24 protein-coding genes are annotated in these 26,053 nt (G+C 39.5%); all 24 read right to left on the minus strand.

The annotated features are described in order from the left end of the window. Positions 1-85: 85 nt before the first annotated feature. The 24 genes from E7K77_RS03210 to rlmH all read right to left on the minus strand — a co-directional run bounded on the left by E7K77_RS03210 (position 86) and on the right by rlmH (position 26,053). Positions 86-1,387 (minus strand): SLC13 family permease, encoded by a 1,302-nt coding sequence (locus E7K77_RS03210; RefSeq protein ID WP_021148363.1) that lies wholly within the window; start codon positions 1,385-1,387, stop codon positions 86-88. A 38-nt stretch (positions 1,388-1,425) separates the two neighbouring features. After that, a complete protein-coding gene (locus E7K77_RS03215) occupies positions 1,426-1,683 on the minus strand; it encodes a hypothetical protein (RefSeq protein WP_008601433.1) in 258 nt (85 codons plus the stop codon). A 194-nt stretch (positions 1,684-1,877) separates the two neighbouring features. Further along, on the minus strand, positions 1,878-2,999 hold the full coding sequence (gene mmdB, locus E7K77_RS03220; RefSeq protein ID WP_008601435.1) for a methylmalonyl-CoA decarboxylase subunit beta: 1,122 nt from the start codon (positions 2,997-2,999) through the stop codon (positions 1,878-1,880). A 70-nt stretch (positions 3,000-3,069) separates the two neighbouring features. Further along, on the minus strand, positions 3,070-3,453 hold the full coding sequence (mmdC, locus tag E7K77_RS03225) for a methylmalonyl-CoA decarboxylase subunit gamma (RefSeq protein WP_008601436.1): 384 nt from the start codon (positions 3,451-3,453) through the stop codon (positions 3,070-3,072). Between the two features lie 101 nt (positions 3,454-3,554). Then, positions 3,555-3,722, minus strand: coding sequence for a methylmalonyl-CoA decarboxylase subunit epsilon (gene mmdE / locus E7K77_RS03230; protein WP_004696483.1), 168 nt, complete (start codon positions 3,720-3,722; stop codon positions 3,555-3,557). Between the two features lie 23 nt (positions 3,723-3,745). Beyond that, positions 3,746-4,090: a methylmalonyl-CoA decarboxylase subunit delta gene (gene mmdD, locus E7K77_RS03235; protein WP_021148364.1), complete on the minus strand. Its 345-nt coding sequence runs from the start codon at positions 4,088-4,090 to the stop codon at positions 3,746-3,748. Positions 4,091-4,163: 73 nt separating this feature from the next. After that, complete coding sequence (gene mmdA / locus E7K77_RS03240) at positions 4,164-5,693, minus strand: methylmalonyl-CoA decarboxylase subunit alpha (RefSeq protein ID WP_021148365.1); 1,530 nt, start codon at positions 5,691-5,693, stop codon at positions 4,164-4,166. 150 nt (positions 5,694-5,843) lie between these two features. Beyond that, entirely contained in the window at positions 5,844-6,266 is a 423-nt protein-coding gene (gene mce, locus E7K77_RS03245) for a methylmalonyl-CoA epimerase (protein WP_004696488.1), read from the minus strand. A 51-nt stretch (positions 6,267-6,317) separates the two neighbouring features. Next, positions 6,318-7,256 (minus strand): methylmalonyl Co-A mutase-associated GTPase MeaB, encoded by a 939-nt coding sequence (gene meaB, locus E7K77_RS03250; RefSeq protein ID WP_021148366.1) that lies wholly within the window; start codon positions 7,254-7,256, stop codon positions 6,318-6,320. A 79-nt stretch (positions 7,257-7,335) separates the two neighbouring features. Beyond that, the gene (locus tag E7K77_RS03255; RefSeq protein WP_021148367.1) at positions 7,336-7,731 is read right to left on the minus strand and encodes a cobalamin B12-binding domain-containing protein; all 396 of its coding nucleotides are present in this window, start codon (positions 7,729-7,731) and stop codon (positions 7,336-7,338) included. A 27-nt stretch (positions 7,732-7,758) separates the two neighbouring features. Further along, entirely contained in the window at positions 7,759-9,405 is a 1,647-nt protein-coding gene (locus E7K77_RS03260; RefSeq protein WP_021148368.1) for an acyl-CoA mutase large subunit family protein, read from the minus strand. A 28-nt stretch (positions 9,406-9,433) separates the two neighbouring features. Next, on the minus strand, positions 9,434-10,939 hold the full coding sequence (locus tag E7K77_RS03265; RefSeq protein WP_004696497.1) for an acetyl-CoA hydrolase/transferase family protein: 1,506 nt from the start codon (positions 10,937-10,939) through the stop codon (positions 9,434-9,436). A gap of 524 nt (positions 10,940-11,463) precedes the next feature. Continuing rightward, positions 11,464-12,702, minus strand: a complete 1,239-nt coding sequence (locus tag E7K77_RS03270; protein WP_004696499.1) for an O-antigen ligase family protein — start codon at positions 12,700-12,702, stop codon at positions 11,464-11,466. A 9-nt stretch (positions 12,703-12,711) separates the two neighbouring features. Beyond that, entirely contained in the window at positions 12,712-14,019 is a 1,308-nt protein-coding gene (locus E7K77_RS03275; RefSeq protein ID WP_021148369.1) for a bifunctional folylpolyglutamate synthase/dihydrofolate synthase, read from the minus strand. Positions 14,020-14,031: 12 nt separating this feature from the next. Beyond that, complete coding sequence (locus E7K77_RS03280; protein ID WP_021148370.1) at positions 14,032-16,689, minus strand: valine--tRNA ligase; 2,658 nt, start codon at positions 16,687-16,689, stop codon at positions 14,032-14,034. Between the two features lie 20 nt (positions 16,690-16,709). Beyond that, positions 16,710-17,600 carry a twin-arginine translocase subunit TatC gene (tatC, locus tag E7K77_RS03285; RefSeq protein WP_021148371.1) on the minus strand — a complete coding sequence of 297 codons (891 nt, stop codon included), beginning with the start codon at positions 17,598-17,600 and terminating at the stop codon, positions 16,710-16,712. Between the two features lies 1 nt (position 17,601). Then, a complete protein-coding gene (locus E7K77_RS03290) occupies positions 17,602-18,573 on the minus strand; it encodes a polyprenyl synthetase family protein (RefSeq protein WP_021148372.1) in 972 nt (323 codons plus the stop codon). Next, positions 18,570-19,268: a ribosome biogenesis GTP-binding protein YihA/YsxC gene (gene yihA, locus E7K77_RS03295; protein ID WP_008601447.1), complete on the minus strand. Its 699-nt coding sequence runs from the start codon at positions 19,266-19,268 to the stop codon at positions 18,570-18,572. Before yihA ends, E7K77_RS03290 begins: the two co-directional genes overlap by 4 nt. Then, the gene (gene lon / locus E7K77_RS03300; RefSeq protein WP_004696511.1) at positions 19,268-21,577 is read right to left on the minus strand and encodes an endopeptidase La; all 2,310 of its coding nucleotides are present in this window, start codon (positions 21,575-21,577) and stop codon (positions 19,268-19,270) included. The genes yihA and lon overlap by 1 nt, the downstream gene beginning before the upstream one ends. Before the next feature lie 65 nt (positions 21,578-21,642). Continuing rightward, positions 21,643-22,896 carry an ATP-dependent protease ATP-binding subunit ClpX gene (gene clpX / locus E7K77_RS03305; RefSeq protein WP_004698679.1) on the minus strand — a complete coding sequence of 418 codons (1,254 nt, stop codon included), beginning with the start codon at positions 22,894-22,896 and terminating at the stop codon, positions 21,643-21,645. Positions 22,897-22,908: 12 nt separating this feature from the next. Continuing rightward, positions 22,909-23,502, minus strand: coding sequence for an ATP-dependent Clp endopeptidase proteolytic subunit ClpP (clpP, locus tag E7K77_RS03310; RefSeq protein WP_004696517.1), 594 nt, complete (start codon positions 23,500-23,502; stop codon positions 22,909-22,911). 36 nt (positions 23,503-23,538) lie between these two features. Then, a complete protein-coding gene (tig, locus tag E7K77_RS03315) occupies positions 23,539-24,843 on the minus strand; it encodes a trigger factor (protein WP_004698674.1) in 1,305 nt (434 codons plus the stop codon). Between the two features lie 163 nt (positions 24,844-25,006). Beyond that, positions 25,007-25,462: a CBS domain-containing protein gene (locus E7K77_RS03320; RefSeq protein ID WP_004696521.1), complete on the minus strand. Its 456-nt coding sequence runs from the start codon at positions 25,460-25,462 to the stop codon at positions 25,007-25,009. A gap of 111 nt (positions 25,463-25,573) precedes the next feature. Further along, positions 25,574-26,053, minus strand: coding sequence for a 23S rRNA (pseudouridine(1915)-N(3))-methyltransferase RlmH (rlmH, locus tag E7K77_RS03325; protein WP_004698704.1), 480 nt, complete (start codon positions 26,051-26,053; stop codon positions 25,574-25,576).

Here is a 26,053-nt window from a genome sequence, read left to right on the forward strand (position 1 = left end):
ATATAGACTAAAATCATAAAAAACGAGGCCGAATCTTACGATTCGACCTCGTGTGTGCTTGTATAGTAGAGTAACCTATTCCCTATTATTTACCAGGGAAGAATGGCCATACCATTGGAATGATAATTAAGCTTACTACGAAGCAAACTAAAATCAATGGAACGCCGGCTTTTACATAATCTGTAAATTTGTATTGACCAGGACCAAGTACTAGTGTATTTGGAGGTGTACCTACAGGTGTACCGAATGCACAAGATGCAGCAACGCCGATAGCCATCAATACTGCATGAGGGTCAGCGCCCATACCTTGAGCAATGGAGATACCGATAGGTGCCAATAATGCACAAGATGCAGTGTTAGACATGAATTGAGTCATGATACAAGACAATGCAAATAATACTGCTGTTGCAAAGTAAGGGCTAGGATCAGACCCCATAACACCGATTACTGCATCAGCAATCATTTTACCTGCACCAGATTGGTCAAGTGCAGTTGCCACTGGCATCATACCAGCGAATAAGAAGATTGTTACCCAGTCAATAGATGTGTAAGCTTGTTTTTCGTTCAAGCAACCAGTTAATACGCAAAGCATTGCGCCAATAACTGCAACCATGCTCAATGGTAAATTAATACCAAAATATGTTTTTAGAGGATCCCCTAAAATCATAGCAATGATTACACCTAAAAGAATAAGACCAGAGTATAATTGTTTCTTAGGATCGTTAGAAATATCTTCAGCAGCTACTTCTTGTTCAACATCACCAGCATCAGTAATTTCATGTTTAGGTAATAGATGTTTACCAACGAGCATCATGAATACGATAGTAGCAACAGTCAAAGGAATACCAATCCAAGCAAATTCAAAGAAACCAAATGGTTCAATGCCAAATTTAGATAATGTACCACTTACAATGATATTAGGTGGTGTACCAACCATTGTAATGATACCACCGATACCTGCAGCAAATGCTAAAGGCATTAATTGGCGAGATGCAGGAATCTTAGCAACAGCACAGATACCAACAACCACAGGAAGTAACGCAGCTGTTGTACCAGTATTAGATAAGAATGCGGACATGGTAGCTGTTACGAGCATAATCGCAAGCATCAAGCCATTTTCGCTAGTCCCTGCATGAGATACTACGGTTTCCCCAATTTTTTGAGCCAAACCAGTGTAGAATAATGCAGCACCAACAACGAACATGCCTGCAAACAACACAACTGTACTATCAGATAAACCAGAGAATACAACCTTAGGAGTAATAATACCCATAAGGCCTAATGTAATTGCGCCGCCTAAAGAAGTAATAGCTAGAGGAATAATTTCCGTAACGAATAAAACAGCCATGACTGCAAGGACGATTAAGGTTTGTTCTGCAGTACCCATACATCATCATCTCCCTTCAGAGAAATGCACTGATATAGTTATAATAGGTATAAAATATAACCTACGATACCAATGGCAGAAGCCATCAAAAAAGTAATCCCATATCCCTCTCTTGTTTTAGGATACCCAAATAATAAAGTTTCACCTAAAAATCCTCGACGATTAAACCAAGAATATTTTGTTCTTTGTTGAAACCACTTAGCTTTGCCTTTATTACCGATAATCAGCGCTGTAATAAAAAAAACAATAAATGCCCATATAAAACAAATCAGTATTTTTAATTCAATTGATAACAAGTGACCACCTCTACTATATATAAAGCACTAGAAGGTTATTCTGTGAAATCTTGCTAATCACCTAATGACCGATCTGAAAAGCATTTATTGCAAATATTCCCTTTTTATGTATGATTACATAATGACCAAGGGCTTTTTGATTCACCAATAGGTGTACCTATTTAGGTACACCTGGGTGAATAATTATTAAATTATTAGTGGTTAGACAACATAGCAAGCATTGTACCTGCAGCTACTGCTGTACCGATAACGCCAGCTACGTTAGGACCCATAGCATGCATGAGCAAGAAGTTAGCTGGGTTAGCTTTCGCACCTACTACTTGAGATACGCGAGCCGCCATTGGAACCGCGGATACACCGGCAGAACCAATAAGTGGATTTGTTTTACCACCATCTACTAAGCTCATCAATTTACCGAATAATACGCCACCAGCAGTACCACCGATAAATGCAACTAAGCCTAAGCAGATAATAAGAATTGTTTGTACGCTTAAGAAATGTTCCGCACTCATTGTTAAACCAGTACCAGTTGCCAAGAAGATTGTAACAGTATTGATTAACGCATTTTGAGAAGTATCGGACAAACGTTCAGTTACGCCAGATTCACGGAACAAGTTACCTAACATCAACATACCTAAAAGGGATGTAATGGAAGGAAGCAATAAGGAAATGAAGATCGTTGCAACAATTGGGAACACGATTTTTTCAAAACGTGTAACTTCACGCAATTGCTCCATAACAATTTCGCGTTCTTTTTGCGTAGTGAATAATTTCATTACAGGCGGTTGAATCAATGGTACCAAGGACATATAGGAATATGCGGCAACCGCGATAGCACCTAATAAATGAGGAGCTAGTTTAGTAGCTAAGTAAATGGATGTAGGGCCGTCAGCACCACCGATGATACCGATAGCAGCTGCTTCTTGAGCTGTGAAGCCAAGCATCATTGCGCCACCTAAAGCAACGAATACGCCGATTTGAGCGGCAGCGCCTAAAAGCAATGTTTTAGGATTAGCAATGAGTGGACCAAAGTCAGTCATTGCACCTACACCTAGGAAAATTAAAGGTGGGAAGATTTCTTGGGAGATACCTGCGCTAATAAGTGCCATAACGCCTTCTTCGAAACCATTACGAGGAATATTAGCAAGTATACAACCAAACGCAATCGGACCCAACAATAAAGGTTCAAACTCTTTAGCAAATGCCAAATACAATAGGATCAAACCTACAAGAATCATAATAGCATTGCCTGTTGTAAATGCGAGGAACCCGCTATCTGTAATAACGGATTGAATCGCAACAGCAAAAGCCTCCATATGCGTTCCCCTTTCACAAATATAAAATTGTTAGATGACGTGGCGCAGCCACGTCATACAACACTTGGTATTAGCCAAGAACAACCATGTCGTCACCAGTGGATACAGTTTGGTTAGCAGATACGCGAACTTCGGAAACTACAGCATCATGTGGAGCTGCGATTTCATTTTGCATTTTCATAGCTTCAAGGATCAACAAAGTTTCGCCTTTTTTAACTGCTTGACCAGCAGATACTGCTACAGATAAGATTTTACCAGGCATTGGAGCTTTTACAGTTTCAGCACCTGCTGGAACTGGAGCTGCTGCTGCAGCAGGAGCTGGTGCAGGAGCTGCTTTAGGAGCTGGAGCTGCTGCTGGAGCTGCTTTAGGAGCTGCTGCAGGAGCCGCTGCTTTCACTTCATTAACTTCTACATCATATGCTGTACCATTTACTGTAACGTTGAATTTTTTCATCTTAAATTCCTCCAAAATGTGTAGTTTCTACACAAAACTTATAAATATTTTTACACATATAAATTGAATAATCCCATGGATTATCAAATTAGCCAATTATCTTATCGATTACCACGCAAACGGCCTTCCATTTTCCAATTGTAGCTTACGATTGGACGGATATGCGCGATTTGATCAGCGGAATAACCCATTGCCGCTAATGCACCAACGATTACTGCTACTACATCTTGAGATGGAGCTTTACCGTTAGTTGTTGTAGCATTGCTCATTACAAATGCCTCCTAAAAATATTTTAACCTCTACCGCTTAAGCGACCTTCCAAGCGCCATTTAGCACTGGTTGCTGTAGGTCGAATAGATGCAATTTGTTCAGAGGAGTACCCCATCGCCACAATGGCACCTACGATAGCTGCTACTACTTCACCTTCATTTTGAGCAGATGCATTTGGTGCAGCCACCGGTGTAGCTGCGGGAGCCACAACAGGTGCACTTGGTGGTACGTCTTTTTTCTTCTTAGTAGGGTCAATCAAATGAACGATTGTCATCAAAATACCTAAAAGAATCAACACAACAAATACAACTGTCATATTAATGGCCATGATTAACCAAGGATTGGTAGTAACTGCTTGTCCTTCCATAATCATTCCCCTTTCTAAAAAAGTAGTAAAGAAAGGTATCTCCCAAATTCGATGATATGTTTACCGAATCGAATTATAATGGAATATTACCATGTTTCTTTGGAGCACGGTTTTCGCGTTTGCTTGCAAGCATAGCCAAAGCGTTGATAACTGCTGGACGAGTTTGTTTAGGTTCGATTACAACATCTACGAAGCCACGTTCTGCAGCTTTGTAAGGAGTCGCAAACTCTTCTACATATTTAGCTGTTTTAGCATCTTTATCTTCGTCTTTCTTGAAGATAATATTAGCTGCACCAGCAGGACCCATTACAGCGATTTCGGATGTAGGCCAAGCATATACTTGGTCTGCGCCTAAATCTTGGGAACACATAGCGAGGTAGGAACCGCCATATGCTTTACGAGTGATGACAGTAATTTTTGGTACTGTAGCTTCAGAGTAAGCATATAACATTTTAGCACCATGACGAATGATACCGCCCCATTCTTGATTTGTGCCAGGCAAGAAACCAGGAACGTCAACGAAGTTAACGATTGGAATATTGAAAGCATCACAGAAACGGATGAAACGGGAAGATTTGTCAGAAGCGTTAATGTCCAAGCAACCAGCCATTACTTTTGGTTGGTTAGCAATGATACCAACGGATTGACCATCAAAACGAGCGAAGCAAGTAATGATATTAGTAGCATAGAATGGTTGTACTTCATAGTATTCGCCATTATCTACAGTAGCTGCGATAACATCTTTCATGTCGTAAGGCATGTTACTGTTATCTGGCAACAAGCTATTCAAGCTTTCATCCTCACGAGTTGGATCGTCACCAGTATCTACCAATGGAGCATCTTCCATATTGTTGGATGGCAAGAAGCCTAATAAGTAACGAATTTGAGCGATACAATCATCTTCATTTTCAGCTGCAAAGTGAGCAACACCAGACACGGAGTTGTGAGCCATTGCACCACCAAGATCTTCAGCGGTTACTTCTTCACCAGTTACAGATTTGATTACTGCAGGACCAGTGATGAACATTTGAGAAGTATTTTTAACCATGTAGATGAAGTCAGTCAATGCTGGAGAATATACAGCACCGCCCGCACATGGCCCCATGATTACGGAAATTTGTGGAATAACACCAGATGCATTTGTATTTTCAAAGAAAATTTTACCGTAACCAGCAAGAGCATCTACCGCTTCTTGAATACGAGCACCGCCGGAATCGTTGATACCAACAATAGGAGCACCCATTTTCATTGCTAAATGTTGTACTTTAACGATTTTAGCAGCATGCATTTCACCAAGAGAACCACCTTCTACAGTGAAATCTTGTGCGAATGCATATACTAAACGACCGTCTATAGTACCATAACCTGTTACTACACCTTCGCCTGGTAATTCTTTCTTTTCTTGACCAAAGTTAACACAACGATGTTTAACGAATTGATCAAGTTCAACGAAGGAATTATCATCGAACAATTTAGCCAAGCGTTCGCGAGCAGTCATTTTGCCTTGAGCATGTTGTTTCTCAACGCGTTTTTCACCGCCACCAGCTTTAACTTTAGCTAGTTTTTCGTGCAATAACTCGATTTTTTCCTGCACTGTTGCCATTATAGCACCTCCAAATAAAACTTGTTACAGTATCATTTTATTTCATAAATGAATAAAGTTCAAGAAGCATACATATTTAATATATAACGTAGGATTATATGTATATGTATATCTACAACTCATATATAATGATGTGAATTGGATACTGTATTATTTCATACGTTGACATAATTCAAGCAAAACACCACCAGTTGCTTTTGGATGTAAGAAAGCAATTGAGGAACCGCCTGCACCATAACGAGGTTTTTCGTCAATCATACGAACGCCTTTAGCCATCAAATCAGCAATAGCATTTTCAATATTATCAACGCGCAATGCAACGTGTTGGATACCATCACGACCACCATTTTTTTCGATAAATTTACCGATAGGGCCATCTGGAGTTGTAGTTTCTAAGAATTCAAGTTCAGCATCACCACAAGGGAAGAAGGATACTTTTACCTTTTGTTCTTCTACGATTTCGTCTTCAGGAAGATGTTCAATGCCTAATGCATTTTTATAGAATTCTTTAGTTGCTGCTAAATCATTAACACCAATACCGATGTGATCCACTTGTAATACTTTAAAAGCCATTTTGATTATCTCCTTTTCAAGGCTAAATCTCTAATGCTATGTAGTCGCCGTCTACTTTAGCACGCTTGTCATTACGCCATTAACAACTGTATATGGATCGCTTTCGCGTTCATTAACAGCTGCCACTTGGCTATTAAATTCGTCGCTTGTAACAATTTTATCAGCTACATAACGACCAATTTGTTCATTAATCATTGCGATGATTTCATCACGAGTACGTTCTGCCCGACGAGATTCCAATTCTCCAGAATCTTCAAGATACTCAAAATGTTCATCTAAAGCGTCGATAAGTTCATCTACGCCTTGGTCTTTACTAGCAATTGTGCGCTTAATTGGTGGGCGCCATTTTACTTCACGAGAATCTAGGTCAAGCATCATTTCAATTTCTACATTCAAACGATCGCAACCATCTCGGTCAGCTTTGTTGATAGCAAATACATCGCCAATTTCAAGAATACCCGCCTTGATAGCTTGGATATCATCACCGAGACCAGGAACCAGTACAACCAATGTAGTATCAGCATTTTTTACAATATCTACTTCAGATTGACCTACGCCTACAGTTTCAATAATTACTAAATCCATGCCAAAGGCATCCATGAGTTTTACAACGTCTGCAGTCTTTTTAGATAAGCCACCAAGACTACCACGCGTCCCCATGCTTCGAATGAATACATTTTCATTTAATGTCAAATCATTCATTCTAATACGGTCCCCCAATATAGCACCACCAGAGAATGGGCTTGTTGGGTCGATGGCAACGATGCCGATTTTTATACCTTGATCAAGATAATGTTTAACAACCTTATCAGTCAAAGTACTTTTACCAGCACCAGGGGCCCCTGTAATACCGAGAATACGGGCATTACCCGTTTTAGGGTAAATGGCCTTCATAATATCGATGGCGTTTTCATACTCGTTTTCTACAGCAGTGATGGACCGTGCTAAGGCTAGTCTAGAACCTTCAAAGAGGCCTTTAACTAAATCCATTCGCCTCACCACCTATCTTAGAATATGGAAATAGAGAGGAGCCAACCATTCCAGTTGAGCCCCTTTCTCACCCAGTTAATTATTTTACGTGTTCCTTAATGAAGTTAACGATATCACTAGTTGGTGTACCAGGTGTGAATACTGCCGCTACGCCAGCTTTTTTCAAGCCAGGAATATCAGCATCAGGAATTACGCCACCGCCGATTACTAATACATCGCCCATGCCTTTTTCTTTCAAAAGTTCAACAACTTTAGGGAACAATGTGTTGTGAGCGCCGGAAAGAAGGGATAATGCAACTACATTAGCGTCTTCAGAAAGTGCTGCTTCTGCGATTTGTTCTGGAGTTTGACGAAGACCTGTGTAGATTACTTCGAAACCAGCATCGCGAAGAGCGCGTGCTACAACTTTTGCACCACGGTCATGACCATCAAGACCTGGTTTTGCTACAATTACTCTAATACGTTTTTCTGCCATGATAATTACCTCCGAAATCAGCCGATATTATAATGTAGAATGAGCTTGGTATTCACCGAATACTTCGCGCAACACATTACAAATTTCACCCAAAGTAGCATATGTTTTAACTGCTGCAAGAATTAATGGCATCAAGTTAACGTTTTCGTCAGCTGCGCCAGCTTTCAAATCAGCCAAAGCTTTGTCAACTGCTGCTTGATCACGGTTAGCGCGAACTGCTTGAGTTTTCTTAGCTTGGTTAACACCTACGGAAGCGTCTACGCGAAGCAAGTCTTTTGGAGCTTCTTCTTCAACTTGAAATTTGTTTACGCCAACGATTGTGCGCAAACCAGATTCAACTTCCATTTGCCATTTGTAAGCGGATTCTTGAATTTCTTTTTGGATGTAGCCTTTTTCGATTGCTACTACAGCGCCGCCCATTTCATCAATTTTTTTGATGTATGCCATAGCTTCGTCATAGATAGCATTAGTCATAGCTTCAACATAGTAAGAGCCGCCCAATGGGTCAACTACGTCAGCCAAACCAGATTCGTAAGCCACGATTTGTTGAGTACGAAGAGCTACTTGTACAGATGCTTCTGTAGGAAGAGCCAAAGCTTCGTCACGGGAGTTTGTATGCAAGGATTGAGTACCGCCCATTACAGCAGCTGCAGTTTGAAGAGCAACACGAACGATGTTGTTATCAACTTGTTGTGCAGTCAACATGGAACCAGCTGTTTGAGTATGTACACGAAGCATCATGGATTTTGGTTTTTTAGCACCAAAACGTTCTTTCATGATTGTTGCCCATAAACGACGAGATGCGCGGAATTTAGCAACTTCTTCAAGTACATTGTTATGAGCATTCCAGAAGAAGGAAAGACGGCCAGCGAATGTATCAACATCAAGACCAGCTTTCAAAGCTGCTTCTACGTATGCGATACCATCAGCAATTGTAAATGCGATTTCTTGTACTGCTGTGGAACCTGCTTCACGGATGTGGTAACCAGAGATAGAAATTGTATTCCATTTTGGAACGTATTGAGAGCAATATTCAAAGATATTAGTGATCAAACGCATGGATGGTTTTGGAGGGAAAATGTATGTACCACGAGCTGAATATTCTTTCAAAATATCATTTTGAATTGTACCTTTCAATTCTGTGGAAGGTACACCTTGTTTTTCAGCTACTGCGATATACATTGCCAACAAAACGGATGCTGGAGCATTGATTGTCATAGATGTGGATACTTTGCCAAGGTCGATGCCGTCGAACAAGATTTCCATATCTGCTAAGGAGTCAATTGCTACACCTACTTTACCAACTTCGCCTTCAGCCATAACGTCATCAGAGTCATAACCGATTTGTGTAGGTAAGTCGAATGCACAGGAAAGACCAGTTGCACCGGATTCGATAAGGTAACGGTAACGTTTGTTAGATTCTTCAGCTGTCGCGAAACCAGCATACATACGCATAGTCCAGAAACGACCACGGTACATTGTAGGTTGTACGCCACGAGTATATGGGAATTCACCAGGCATACCCAAATCACGTTCATAATCAAAGCCTTCAATATCAACTGGTGTATACACGCGGTTGTATTTCAAGTTTTGACGTTCTGGAGTTTTTGCGCATTTTTCGTCACAAAGTTTATTGTACTCAGCAATTTGGGCTTTAAGGTTTTCGTAAGCCATGTTTTCATCATCCTCCTAAAAAAAAAAGTTATTTTTTCATGCTTCCAGTTTCTGTGAAGCGTTTATGCCAAGAAAGAGCTTCGTCGAGCAACATTGGCGTATGGGCATTCTTTGTTGCAGCTAATGCTTTTTCTAGGTATTCAGTTAACATAGGTTTGTAGTCTGGGTGAGCACATTTTTCAATAATCAAACGAGCTCTTTCCACTGGGCTCAAACCACGACAGTCAGCAACACCTTGTTCTGTACAGAAAATCATAGTGTCATGTTCTGGATGATCCACATGGGATACATATGGAACGATAGAACTGATGTCGCCATTTTTAGCAACGGAATTGGTACAGAAGATAGTGAGATATGCACTACGTGCAAAGTCACCAGAACCACCAACACCATTCATCATTTTGCTACCCATAATATGAGTAGAGTTTACATTGCCAAAAATATCAAATTCGATAGCGGTATTCATGGCAATGACACCAATACGACGAGCAATACCAGGGTTATTGGAGATTTCTTGCGGACGAAGAATAATTTTTTTACGATATTCATCAATATTCGCATAGAAACGTTTCAATCCATCTGGAGAAGGACTCAATGCAGTACCGGAACATACAGTTACTTTACCAGCATCGATCAAGTCAAACATACCGTCTTGAATTACTTCTGTATAAATAGATAAATCTGTGAAAGGCCCTTGAGCCAAGCCACTAATTACCGCATTTGCTACAGAACCTACGCCGGATTGCAATGGAAGCAAGTTTTTAGGCAAACGCCCTTCTGCAATTTCTTGTTCAAAGAATTTGATAAGATGTTGACTCATTGCCTTTGCATCATCATCAATAGCAGCTAAAGGTCTTGTTGTATCAGGTACATCACTTGGAACCACAGCAATAATTTTGCTAGGATCACAAGGTATTGCTTCTGTACCGATGCGATCGCCGGCCTGTTCCAACGGAATTGGTTTACGATGTGGCGGATCCAACGGTTCATAGATATCATGCATACCAACTAAGGATAATGGTTGAGATACATTTACCTCTACGATAACCTTTTTAGCTTGACTAACAAATGTTGGAGAATTACCAACAGAGGTAGTCGGTACTAAAGAACCATCTTCGTTGATTTGACATACTTCAATTATTGCTACATCTAAATCTCCGAAAAATCCATAACGAATATTTTGTGCCATTGTGCTTAAATGCATATCGATGTATTTAACATCTCCACTATTTAAAGCCTTTCTCATATCTTTATTGGTTTGATATGGAAAGCGGCGATTAATACCATTAGCACGAGTTAACGCACCATCAGCTTCATCACCTACGGAAGCACCTGTCCACAAATCGATTTTGAATGGTTCTTTTTCCATTCTTTCTGCCAATGCCAATGGCACAACTTTTGCATAACCCGATGGTGTAAAGCCGGAAATACCAACTTTGTCATTAGGGTTAATCAACTGAGCTGCATCATAAGCAGTGACAATTTTACCTTGCAGGTCCACATTTTTTACGCGGTCTTTGATGTCTATCACCATAACCATCTCCTTTAAGAGTAACATTGTTAAACGACAATTGAATCTCTTTGGTCTAATACGTTCCTTAAACCGACTTCATCGTAGTCCACATCCAATGTATTGTCAACTTATATGACTAAAATGTATTTTTTATCACACTCCGACTGTGCATTATGACCAAAACGCATAGGTTTTTACATTTTCACATAAGTTTTATTCACACCGATATAACTCACAGGAATTATCAATTTAATAGTATATATTGTTGTTTTTTATGTATATCGAACTATCTCAATACAATATATAGAGCCTTATCAATATAATAAAAAAATAATATATACAGAAACTGACCGCTACACCTCCTATAAAAATATAGATATACAAAAAACCGGTTTTCAAATGCAAGCAATAATGTTCAATTATTCTAACATTAGAAAACCGGTTAAATATACTTAAGCTTACCCTGCTAAGGTATGTATAAATTATACCATACTATGAAATTGTATCGCTACCATAAAACTTACTAATTATACAAAATATACCTTTTACATATGGGCCTTTGTGGAAAGTTGTACTTTCACAAAGGCCCCAACCCAACCAAGGAGTTGCCAAAAAACAATAGTAACTTGATGGCTATAGAGCTCAAAATCAGACAATCCACTAAAAAGAACTCCGATAGCTAAAGCGCCTATACCTATCTGTGCAGCTTGTCGGAACATATCCCCTTTCAAACGAACAGATGTAATAACATGACCGACGATAACTGCTAGGAATGATAGCAAGCCAGGAATACCTGTTTCAGCCAATATATTTAAATATAAATTATGGGCATGATACATCAACACATTAGGACCTTGAATGTAATAGTTATACTCTGGATAAACTAAGTAGAATGTATTCCACCCAATACCAAAGATTGGATTTTCTCGTACGATATACATTGTGCTATCCCATAGAGCCCAGCGAAGATCTGATGACGTATCATGACCTTGGAATATAGACCAAAGTCGCGAAGCAACTTCCCCTTCATAGAAGTATAGAATTAACGGTACCACTAACAAGGATAAGAATAGTCTTCGTTCTACGAAAATAGCCCAATACAGAATCATGGCCGCAAAACTAATCCAAATGCCACGCGAATAGGTTAATAACATCGTTAAAAATAATACAACACCAATAATCAGCATTGTAACAACTTCACGAGTACGATTCTCTTTCATATAAACAAGAATATAGCTAATACATACACTTAGTACCATCAATAGATAAGCCCCTAACAAGTTAGGATTTTGCAATGTAGACGCCATTCGACGCATCAATTTAGGGAATTGTGCTGCATCTACCCATTCTTTTATATGTATATTAGGAACAAATATATACTGATAGGCCCCAATAATGCATACAAGAACGGCTGTACCTAAAAAGGCACGAAGAAAATAGTTCCACTGTTTAGGTGTTCGGATATAGGTACGAACTAAATAGTACATGCCCCCACCCGCTACAATTTGGTAGAACCAGCTCTGAATAGACCAATCCCAGTTTGGGGACATTAACGACGATATACCTGTCCAGATAACAAAGATCATAACAGTCCAAGATAAATAACCTGTCGGCAAACTCAATGATTTACTAGAAATCAAATCATATAATGCTAGACCTATAGCCAACCAGAGAAGTACATCTCCCACCATTGGCTGAAGTGGCATCGCAATGACAACACCATAGATTAATCGTTCAATATAAAAGGTAAGTCGTTTCTGATTAGGAATGAGTGAGAGTTCCATATTCTCACCTCAATGGCTCATCTCATGGAAAAACCACTGACGAGCATCTCCTAGAATATATAAAGAACCACATACAGCAATGATATCACCAGTCTTTGTATGTTTATAAGCCAATGCTAATGCAGCCTCAACAGATTCTGCAGTTTGAGCCGTCACCTTAGGTACAGTACGACGAATCACTTCAACCAAGTTTTCAGGTACCTCTGTTCTATCTGTTGGTGCAGGTACAGCGAGGACTGTGTCGCCAGATTTAATTACTTCACGAATAATAGCCTCTTGATCTTTATCTTTAAGGATAGCCATTACCACCGTTTTCGGTGTGTCCTTAAATAATTCATTGTACGTCATGGCAAAAGACTCAGCCCCTGCCGCATTGTGAGCACCGTCAAATATAAAGGTACGATCTAAGCCTCGTTTAACTTCAAAGCGCCCCGCCCACGTAGTGCGGGCAAATCCTTCACGCATCGTTTCTTCACTGATGTTCGTATCCTCTTTCATCAATAAACGTACGGCCATCAATGCACAAGCGAGATTTACAGATTGGTGAATGCCAGCCATCGTCGTAAACAACATAGCAGGTGCAGCATCGTTAGAACTAATCGTAATCATTTGACCACCCGTTACAGCGCTGCGGCTATCAATACCAAAATCTTTATTAAAAACATAAAGCTTGGCATGTCGTTTTTTAGCTACGTCCTCAATGATATTAAGAGGTGTATCTTGTGCAGCTGTCACTACAGGCACCTTAGGTTTAATAATCCCCGCTTTATGGCGTGCAATTTCCTCGACAGTATCACCACAATATGCTTGATGATCTATTGTTACATTAGTAATAACAGATACTTTTGGAGTCACGATATTAGTAGAATCTAGTAAGCCACCTAAACCAACTTCTACTACGGCATAGTCGACACCTTGCTCCTTAAAGAATAAAAATGCGGCAGCTGTTAATATTTCAAATTGTGTTGGCGCTTCTATTCCATTGTTAATAATAGTATCTACGGCAACCTTTACGCGACTAATTAATGTCCCAAAGGCTTCCTCTGTTATATTTCCATCATTAATTTGAATACGCTCCGTATAGGATTGAAGGTGAGGCGATGTAAATCGCCCCACCCGTAATCCACTTGTAAACAGTGCGTAGGAAATATATGAGGTAACCGAGCCCTTACCATTTGTACCTGTAACATGAACAATTTTATAATCTTCTTGTGGATTCCCTAACACATCCATAAGAGCCGTAATTCGTTCAAGGCCAGGTTTAATACCAAATGAAGATGCCTGCTCCAAATAGGCTAAGGCCTCCTGATATGTCATATAAACCTCCTATTATAAGGTTTCAAGGAACGCTTCACGTTCCAATAACGCTTGTTGTTTTTGTTTATATTCTTCTAACTTTTCTTTTTCTTTTGCTACTACAGCTTCAGGAGCTTTTGCTAAGAAGCCTTGGTTAGACAATTTACCTTCCAAACGAGAAATTTCTTTTTCCATTTGGATTTTTTCCTTTGCAATACGCTCTCTTTCTTTTTCACCGTCAATCAAGTCTTTAAGTAAGAGATATACTTCCATACCATTGACAACGGTTACAGTCGCATTTTCTGGTTTTGGATCATCGGTACTAAGAATTGTTACTTTCTCAGCCCAAGCCAATGTTACGAAGTAGTCACTATGTTCTGCTACAGTTTTAGCTAATGCTTCATCTGTTGGCGCTACGATAACCTCAGCTTTTTTACCTAAAGGCACATTCATTTCAGCACGCATGTTACGAATACCTTTGATAGCATCCATCATAACTTCCATTTGACGTGCTGCCCCTTCAAGATTATCGAATTTCAATGCTTCAGGCCATTTAGTAACAACGATGCTGTCCCCTTCGTGTGGCAAATGTTGCCAAATATGTTCAGTTACGAACGGCATGAATGGATGTAATAATTCGAGCATATGACGTAAGATTGTTACAAGTAAATATTGAACTGTACGACGATCACGTTCGTTGCTTTCACTATACAAACGAGGTTTCGCTAATTCAATGTACCAATCGCAGTACGTATTCCAAATGAAATCATATACGGAACTTGCTGCTTCACCAAGTTCGAATTTATCGAGATTAGATGTTACGCTTTGTACTGTTTCATTGTATTTTTGAACAATCCATTGGTCTGCTAATGTCAAATCATCTGCTGTTGGAACGAAACTTTCATCATAATTAGTAAGGTTCATCAATACAAATTTTGATGCATTCCAAATCTTATTGGCAAAGTTACGGTTAGCCTCAACACGTTCCATATAGAAACGCATATCGTTACCAGGTGTGTTGCCAGTTACAAGAGTAAAGCGCAATGCATCAGCACCATATTGGTCGATAACTTCAAGCGGATTAATACCATTGCCCAAAGATTTACTCATTTTACGGCCCTGGCTATCGCGAACAAGACCATGAATAAATACATGTTTAAATGGAATTTCATGTTCAAACTCAAGAGCCATAAAGATCATACGAGCAACCCAGAAGAAGATAATATCGTAACCAGTTACAAGCACACTTGTTGGATACCATTGTTTAAGTTCTGGAGTTTGCTTAGGCCAACCCATTGTGGCAAACGGCCATAAACCAGAGCTAAACCATGTATCAAGAACATCTGGATCTTGTGTAACATGACCGTGGCAATGAGGACATTCTGTAATATCTTCACGGCTAACGATAGTTTCACCACAGTCATCACAATACCATGCAGGAATGCGATGGCCCCACCACAATTGACGAGAAATCGTCCAATCGCGGATATTTTCAAGCCAGTTCACATATGTTTTTGTAAAACGTTCAGGAACGAACTCTACTTCGTGGTCTTTAACAACCTTAAGAGCGGGCTCTGCCAATGGTTTCATATCTACGAACCATTGTTTAGATACCATTGGTTCGATGATTGTATTACAACGGGAGCAATGACCTACTGCATGGTCATGATCATCGATTTTTTCAAGTAGGCCTAATTCTTTAAGTTCTGCTACTACTTGTTTACGCGCTTCTTCACGAGGTAAGCCATTAAATTTGCCAGCACCTTCATTCATTGTTGCATCATTGTTCATAACAACGATGGATTCCAAATTATGACGTTGGCCCATTTCAAAGTCATTAGGGTCATGAGCAGGTGTAATTTTTACACAGCCTGTACCGAAGCTAGCATCTACATAGTCATCAGCAATTACAGGAATTTCTCGATTAACAAATGGCAAGATCAATGTTTTACCAATGAGATCTTTATAACGATCATCATCAGGATTTACTGCTACTGCTACGTCACCAAACATTGTTTCTGGACGAGTTGTAGCAACAACAACAAAACGATTATCTTCACCTTTTACAGGATATTTAATATGCCATAAATGGCCATGTTCGTCTTCATGCTCAACTTCAACATCAGATAACGCAGTGGCACAACGAGGACACCAGTTGATGATGCGTTCACCGCGATAGATCAAACCTTTTTCATAAAGGCTTACAAATACTTCGCGCACTGCATGGTAATACCCTTCATCCAAAGTAAATCGCTCACGGTTCCAATCACAGGATGCGCCAAGGCTACGGATTTGTTTTACAATAGTATCACCATATTCTTTTTTCCATTCCCACACGCGCTCTACGAATTTTTCACGGCCCAAATCATAGCGAGATTTTCCTTCTTCTTTAGCAAGCATCTCTTCTACTTTGATTTGTGTAGCAATACCAGCGTGGTCTGTACCTGGCATCCACAATACATTGTAGCCTTGCATGCGTTTGAAACGGATGAGGATGTCTTGTAATGTGTTATCAAGGGCATGCCCCATATGCAACATACCAGTTACATTAGGAGGTGGTAATACGATACTAAATGGCTCTTTATTCGTGTCTACTTCTTCGTGAAAGTATCCTTGATTTTCCCAATAAGAATACCATTTGCCTTCTATTTCACCAGGATTATATGTGGTTAAATTTTCGTAGGTTTTCATCGTTCCTCCTAAAAGACTCCTTAGCGCTTCATAATTTTAGCCAATACAAATAGGCTTGTTTCATATAGCAATATCATAGGTAATGCAATCATCGTTTGCGAGAACATATCCGGTGTAGGTGAAATGACAGCACCTATGATAAAGGATATAAGAATAAATATCTTTCGCTTCGTTTTTAAAAAGCGTGATGTAATTAAGTTGAAATATCCCAAAATAATTAAGATCAACGGCAACTCAAAGATAAATCCAAAGGGCAGTACAAAGGATAATACAAAGTCCATATACTGACCAATAGAAAACATCGGCTGTAATTCATCTGTAGCAAAGCCCATAAAGAACTTCACTGCTGCAGGCAATACGAGAAAATAAGAAAATACAATACCTATCCCGAATAGACCAATTGCTACTGGTAAGATCCAGTTAGATAGCTGCTTTTCTCGCACAGTTAGTGCAGGCTTAACAAATAGCCAAATCTGATGCAATATAATGGGAGCGGCTATGACTAAGCCACCTACAACAGACACCTTCATATATGTAAAAAATGCTTCAGTAGGTCTCATATAATAAAGCTTGCCAGCCGGTTTTAGGAGTATTTCCAATAATAAGTCTACATAATAATAAGAAATACAAGTTCCCACAATAACCGCTACAGCTATTATAATCAATCGTTTTCGCAGCTCTGAAAGATGTCCTACAAGGGACAATTCCCTTGCTTCATCCATCATCTTCTGCTCTATAGCCGTATAAACTGGTTCATCTTCCACATCCTCAGAAATGTGTTGAGTTGCCACCTTATATCGTTCTTGCTCAGACTTTTGTTCTGCTTCACGCCTTTTTTGACGAACTACACTATCAAAAGAAGGTTTTTGCATGGGATATTCGAAATCCGATTTTGGTTCGAATGGTTCCATATTATACCTTTCTATCAGCCAGATTTTCTACAGCCATCACAAGAAATTCCTTCCCTGGGAAATCACGCACTGCAGCGAGTGCCGCTAGAGCATCTTTACAATATTTATCAGCTACAGCTAATGTATTATCAATTCCACCTTGAGCAATAACATAATCAATAATGTCTTGCTCATTACCACCATTATTTAAGCCTTTAATCTCTTCAAGCAATTTATCTTTATTACCATCGTTAACGATGCTTAATAACGGATACGTCAATAGTCCCTCTCGAAGATCATTCCCTACAGGCTTTCCCGTTGTTTCCGCTGTTTCACGATAATCCATAATATCGTCTGTAATTTGGAATGCCATGCCTAATGCATGACCATATTTTTTCAACTCTATGATTTCATCCTCTTGCCAATCTCCTAAGAGACCACCAAGCTCCATACAGCCTTCCATGAAGTCTGCTGTTTTCTTTTGCGTCTTTGTCATATAACGCTCTATGCCTTGATCGATGCGATATACATCTTCCATTTGCATGAACTCACCTTCTACGAGGCATGTAATAATATGAGAGAATACTTGAAGATACTTCATATTCGTCATTTCAGATACGATTTTAAATGCTTTAGCAAATAAATAATCACCACTAAGGATAGCTACCTTATTGCCTTTATGCATGTGAATTGTATCCTCCCCACGGCGAATTTCAGCTTGATCTAAAACATCGTCATGGATAAGTGTTGCTAAATGAAGCATTTCAACAGCCTCAGCAATTTTAATGCGTTGACGCTCTATAGATGTACCTGCATTAGCAATCAATAGACACAATTGAGCGCGCAAACGCTTACCACCTGCTGCTGATAACGGTCGAATCAGTGCATTGAAGTCCTCTGCACCGGTATTAAAAGATGATGCAAGAGACTCTTCGACACGCTCTAAATCTAGAGCAATGCGTTCCATAATCTCTAATTCGTTCGTTTGACTCATGCTTCATCTCCTACCAAAATTTTATTGATTCGTTGTTGTAAAAGCTCACGTCCAGTATGCTTTAAAGAGCTGTACAAAATCGGCGGGGTAGCCGTTGGATATAGCTCTTTAATAATAGACAAGTTTGCAGACTTTTCTTTAGCCGTCAATTTATCGGCCTTGGTCACTACAATTTGTAACGGAACACCGGCTTCGACGAGCCAATCAAAGGCCACCTTATCAATGGCCATTTCAGGATGGCGACCATCGATAAGTAAACACAACAACATCAATCGTTCAGAATGTAAAATATAATCGGCAATAAAGGAAGACCACAGATTGCGGTTTCCTTTATTTGTCTTTGCAAAACCATAACCAGGAAGGTCCACGAGAAACCAGTTATATCTGCGTTCCTCGGTGTCAGAAATATCCTCTTTTGATTCAATATCAAAGTAGTTTATCGTCTTAGTCTTACCTGGCTGACCACTAACGAGGGCTAACCCACGATAGTTACATAAAGAATTAATCAACGAAGACTTGCCCACATTAGAGCGTCCAAGGAAGGCGATTTCTACGGTATCCCCTTCAGGATATTGATCCGCCTTCACACAGGAAGTATTATATTTTGCAGCTATAATACGAGGCCCCTTTGGTTCTTTTCGTGTATATTGTGGTTTTGGGCCCATTGGTTTAGTGGATTTTTTCTTCTTTTGCATTACACAAGTGCCTTTGCTAATACTTCATCCATTGTCTTAACTGGCGTAATGATGAGTCCTTCTTTCACAATGTCAGGTAATTCTGCAATATCCTTTTCATTGCCTTTTGGAATCAACACCTCTTTAATACCATGAGACAAGGCTGCTAATAATTTTTCTTTTAAGCCGCCTATTGGTAATACGCGGCCACGCAATGTGATTTCACCAGTCATGGCAATATCAGAACGAACCTTGCGGTTAGTCAAAATAGATACCATAGCTAATGTCATTGTAATACCTGCAGAAGGACCATCTTTAGGGGTTGCCCCTTCTGGCAAGTGAACGTGAATATCAAGCTTTTTATAAAAATCTTCTTCAATCTTTAAAGCTTTTGCATTATGGCGAATATAACTCATAGCCGCTTGACCAGACTCTTGCATAACCTTGCCGAGACTACCAGTTAAAGCCAATTTACCGGTACCATTCATAGTTGTAGCTTCACATGGTAATACTACACCACCAACAGATGTCCAAGCTAATCCATTTACATAGCCAACTTGTGCTTTCTTTTCTCGCTCTTGGTCAACAAAGATTGGTGCGCCTAAGAATTCGTGCAGATTCTTAGTAGTGACTTTTGGTGCGTCTCCGCCTTCTTCAACTACTTTGAAAGCAATCTTACGGCAAATCTTAGCAATTGTTTTCTCTAAAGTACGAACACCTGCTTCGCGAGTATATTCGGAAATTACCTTTCTTAACACAGCATCAGATAATTTAACCTTGTAATCTTCAAGGCCATTTTTCTTAATTTGCTTAGGTGTTAAGTAACGCTTAGCAATTTCTAGTTTTTCTTCTTCCATATAGCTGGACAACTCAATAATTTCCATACGATCTAACAATGGACCAGGAATATTAGATGCTACATTAGCCGTAGTAATCCAGAAAACTTCAGAGAAGTCGAACGGTACTTCGATAAAGTGATCACTAAATGTGCTATTTTGTTCTGGATCCAATACTTCTAATAACGCTGAAGATGGATCACCTTTATAATCAGATGCTAATTTATCAATTTCATCCAATAAAAATACAGGATTCTTAGTACCTACATTTTTTAACCCCTGAATCATACGACCAGGTAAAGCACCAATATAAGTACGTCGATGTCCACGAATTTCAGCTTCATCACGAACACCACCTAAGGATGCACGGATAAACTTACGATTCATTGCTTTAGCAATAGAGGTAGCCAAAGAGGTTTTACCAACGCCTGGTGGGCCTACTAAACAAAGAATAGAGCCACTATTTTTACCGGTTAATTTACGAACCGCTAAAAATTCTAAAATGCGTTTCTTAACCTTTTCAAGGCCATAATGATCGGCTTCGAGCATAGCATGAGCGCCCTTGATATCTAAGCGGTCTTCCGTTAATTCATTCCACGGTAATGCCAATACCCAATCTAGGTAATTGCGCAAAATTGTTGCTTCCGGCATCAATTGAGGCATGCGGCTGTAACGAGAAATTTCTTTATCAATACGCGTATGTACGTCTTCACTTAGGTTAAGTGCTTTTAACTTAACTCGTAGTTCTTCTGCCTCCTCCTCGGGATCTCCTTTATCACCCAACTCATCGTGGATAACGCGGATTTTTTCGCGCAAGAAATATTCCTTCTGCGCTTTTTCCATAGATTGACGCACTTGATTATTGATGGAATTTTCCAAATCAGAGATTTGTAATTCCATATTTAAAATGCCTACAATCATGTTAAGACGACGAGCTACAGATAATTCTTCAAGTAACTCTTGACGTTTCAAATTATTAATAGGCAATAGAAATGCAACTTGGTCAGCTAATTCACAAGGATTGCGTAATTCCATAACGCGCGTTACACCTTCATCAGTAACTGATTTAGCTTCTTCTGCCCATTCGCCAAATTTAGCTTGAACCAAACGACGATAAGCTTCAAGCTCTACATCGTCTTCAAATTCAGACGCCACTCGTTCATAGTCTCCTATATAATAAGGGTCCATGCTAGTAATATTCATAAGACGAATACGAGTGATGCCCTCTACAAGAACACGTACTATACCACCTGGTAAGCGCAACATTTGTTTAATTTTTACTAATGTACCCATTTGGGCTAAATCATGAACTGTTGGTGCATCTACAGCATCATCTTTTTGAGTTACGACGGCTAAAATGCGGTCCTCATTCATTGCGGCTTCCACCGCCTTAATGGATTTGTCTCGACCGATATCGAGGTGAATCACGATATTCGGGTATACTACCATGCCTCTGAGAGGTACGGTAGGGATCCCAACTTCGAGTAAATTCATACTTCCTCCAGGTATATATATTATGAAAAGAAACTCATTCCTACACAGAAATGAGTTTCTTCGAATTACGATTTCAACTGGATGTCTTGGTCTGCCTCATTTTTGAGTATAGGTTCACCTGTGCTTAATACGGATTCACGATTCACAATGCACTTAGTTACTTCCGGCATGGAAGGAACCTCAAACATTACGCGTTTCATCACCTTTTCAATGATAGCACGCAAACCACGAGCACCTGTTTTTCGCTGTAATGCTTCATCAGCGATTTCTTCTAATGCATCTTCAGTGAAAGTTAACTCTACACCATCAAGGGATAGAATTTTTTCATATTGTTTTGTTAATGCATTTTTAGGCTTTGTCAAAATTTGAATTAATGCATCTCTGTCTAATTGATCTAATGTCACCATTACAGGCAAACGTCCAATAAACTCAGGGATCAAACCAAATTTTAATAAATCTTCAGGTACAACATCTTTTAAGATAGCCGATATATTACGTTCTTCTTTACGCTGTACATCTGCACCAAAACCAAGTGTTTTCTTAGCGGTACGCTTAGTAATAACCTTGTCCATACCATCAAATGCTCCACCACAAATAAAGAGAATATTCGTAGTGTCGATTTGAAGCATTTCCTGATTAGGATGCTTTCTACCACCTTGAGGAGGAACAGAAGCAACGGTACCTTCTAAGATTTTAAGCAATGCTTGTTGTACACCTTCACCAGACACATCACGTGTAATAGAAGGATTTTCAGACTTACGAGCAATTTTATCGATTTCATCGATATAGATAATGCCACGTTCAGCCCGAGCTATATCATAATCTGCAGCTTGAATAATTTTGAGTAGGATGTTTTCTACATCTTCCCCCACATACCCAGCTTCAGTTAAGCTTGTAGCATCTGCAATAGCAAATGGTACTTCTAGCATTTTCGCTAAGGTTTGAGCCAATAGTGTTTTACCACTACCAGTAGGACCAATGAACAATACATTAGCCTTTTGTAATTCTACATCATCTACTACATTATCTGTTTGTAAGCGTTTGTAGTGATTATATACGGCCACAGCTAAAGAGATTTTAGCATCATCTTGACCAATAACATATTCGTCAAGATGAGCTTTAATTTCTCTAGGCGTTGGCAATTCTTTTAAATTGAAGTCGTCCGTCTCAACCGCACCCAACTCATCTGCAATGATGCGTTCACAAACTTCAACGCATTCGTCACAAATATACACGTTAGGACCCGCCACTAATTTGCGGACTTCTTCGCTTGTGCGTCCACAAAAACTGCAGCGCATAGTATCTTTATCTTTTGCCAAGGGGCGCCTCCATTACTTGCTTTCTACAGGTTCTCTTGTGAGTACCTCATCGATTAAGCCGTATTCAACGGCATCCTGAGCACTCATGAAGTTATCGCGATCTGTATCGCGAGCTACTACTTCAATATCTTGTCCACTGCGAGAAGCTAAGATACCATTTAACTCTTCACGCATGCGAAGAATCTCACGGGCATGGATTTCAATTTCAGATGCTTGCCCTTGCACACCGCCTAATGGTTGGTGAATCATGATGCGCGCATGAGGCAACGCATATCGTTTACCTTTAGTGCCAGCTGTTAAAAGCACAGCACCCATGCTCGCTGCAGAGCCTACACAAATAGTAGACACATCTGGTTTGATATATTGCATCGTATCATAAATAGCCATGCCGGCAGTTACAACACCGCCAGGGCTATTGATGTACAAATGGATATCCTTATCAGGATCCTCTGCTTCTAGGAATAACATTTGCGCAATAACCGCATTTGCCACATTATCATCGATGGGGCCACCAAGGAAAATAATGCGATCCTTTAACAAGCGAGAGTAAATATCATAGGAACGCTCTCCGCGTTCACCTTGTTCAACTACGATTGGTACATACATATAATCACCTTTTCATGTACCTAGTTGAGCAAACTATTATTCAGCCGCTTCAGCGCCTTTTGCATTATCAATAATGAATCGAGCTGCTTTTTTGCGAGCTACAGAGCCTGCCAACATAGCTACACGACCTTCTTTTGCAATAATATCCCAAACTTCTTTAGGATCTGCCCCAAAGTTTTGAGCCATAATGAAGATTTCACGGTTCATATCATCTGGAGTTACTTCGATACCTTCAGCAGTTGCAATAGCATCCAATACTAAATCAGCGCGTACGTTTTCAGCTGCGGAATCTTTGTATTCAGAGCGTAAATCTTCGATAGTTTTATTGGAGAATTTCAAGTAGTCATCAAGTTTCAAGCCACGGCCTTCCATATTCATAGCCAATTCTTGAATCATTTGTTCTACGCGATCTTTAATCATTACTTCTGGGATTTCTACAGTTGCATTTTTAACAGCTGTTTGAATCAAGTCAGCATTGTAAGTATCGATTGCACGACGGGAAGCTTCTTCCTCCATTTTAGTGCGAAGATCTTTTTTCAATTCTTCAATAGTTTCGTAAGAGCTTGCTTCTTTTGCAAATTCATCATTCAATTCAGGCAATTCTTTACGTTTAATATCATGGATATGAGTTTTGAATTCTGCTTCTTTACCAGCAAGTTCTGCTACGAAGTAGTCTTCAGGGAATGTTACTTTTACAGTTACATCATCACCAGCTTTAGCGCCAATTAATTGATCTTCGAAGCCAGGAATGAAGCTACCAGAACCGATTTGTAATGGGTAGGATTTACCTTCACCACCATCAAAAGGTTTACCATCAACGGAACCAGCAAAGTCGATTACTGCGAAGTCATCTTTTTGAATTGTAGCGCCTTCTTCAGCAACAACCATTTTTGCTTGTTGTTCACGAATATTGTTCAACTGTTCTTCGATTTGTTCATCAGATACTGTAGCATCTTGTTTTTCTGCTTCTAAGCCTTTGTAATCGCCAAGTTTAACTTCAGGGCGTTTAGTTACAGTAGCTTTGAAAATCAAATCTTTGCCTTCTTCGAATTGTTCTCGTTCGATTTCAGGTTCAGATACAGGCACGATATCATTTTCACGAAGTGCAGCACTATAGTTTTGGCTAGCCAATACTTCAAATGCTTCTTCCAAGATAGCTTCTTTGCCGAAGTTCATTTCCAAAATACGGCGAGGCGCATGTCCTTTACGGAAGCCAGGGATGTTCACTTGACCTGCAATGCGTTTTACAGCTTGTTTAATGCCCTTATCTACTTCTGCTGCAGGTACTTCAATAGTTAACGTTACTACGTGTTGATCAACAGGATTTACAGTTGCTTTCATTTAAAATATGTCCTCCTCGAAGGGCAATATGCCCAAATTTCTGTAGTATATTATGCACTCCTAATAATAACATAAATGCAAGGTCAATGCAATTCTTCTCAATATACACTAAAAGACCACCCCAAAATGGGTGGTCTTTACATATTTTACATAATTATGCTAATTAGTTATCTTTAGCAATCAATTTGATAATGTCACGACGAGACAAAATCCCGATCAAACGATACTCTTTATCTACAACTGGCACATTTTTCAAATGTTGATCAAGCATAACAGATACAATTTCTTCTACATCTTTATCCGGTGTGGTTGTAATTACTTCATCAGTCATCAACTCATGAACGTGAGATGCCAATAATTTTTTGAATTGAGCATTGTATTCGCCAATGCCATTGTAATAGATGCTAGCGCCTAATACATTAACATAATGAGGCACATGAGGACGTACTTTTTTATATAGTAAATCACCTTCAGAGATAATACCTAACAACTTATTATCATCATCCACTACGGACACAGCTGTTAAATTATATTTAACCAACAAATCAGCTACATCAGAAATCGGCGCATCTTTGCCAACAGTAACAGGGTATTTATTCATTACTTCTTGGATTTTCATAGTGAATTCCTCCTTACAAATACATCTTGCTTTATTATACTATTCGCCACAGTATAATAAAACTCCTTTTTTCTGAAAGTATTATACAAATAATTTTTAAATCTACTTCTTCTACCAATGATAAGGTTCATTGCGATTAATTTTTGATGCTCGATATATTTGCTCTACGAGTAACAATCGAACCATTTGATGTGTAAAAGTCATAGGGCTAAAGGATAATTTATAATTTGCAGTCTGACGTAATGTATCACTCACCCCAAAGGCACCACCAATAATGAAGGCCATATCGCTCACACCATCCACCTCAAGTTTAGATACCGTCTTAGCGAGTTCTTCAGAGGACATCGTTTTGCCATACACGTCAAGTAATACGGTATACGCATTTTTAGGAACCGCTTTTAATAAACGGTCTCCTTCTTCGGCAACAACTTGTTTGCGATCCGCATCACTCGGCTTATCTCCAATTTTACTTTCATTCAGCTCTGTAATTGTAATACCACCATAGGGACGCATACGTTTCACAAACTCTGCTACACCCTCACGTAAATAAGCATCCTTCAATTTACCAATACAGACTATATAAAATCTCAT

Origin of the sequence: Veillonella parvula (genome assembly GCF_032577575.1) — a bacterium.
GTDB lineage: Bacteria > Bacillota > Negativicutes > Veillonellales > Veillonellaceae > Veillonella.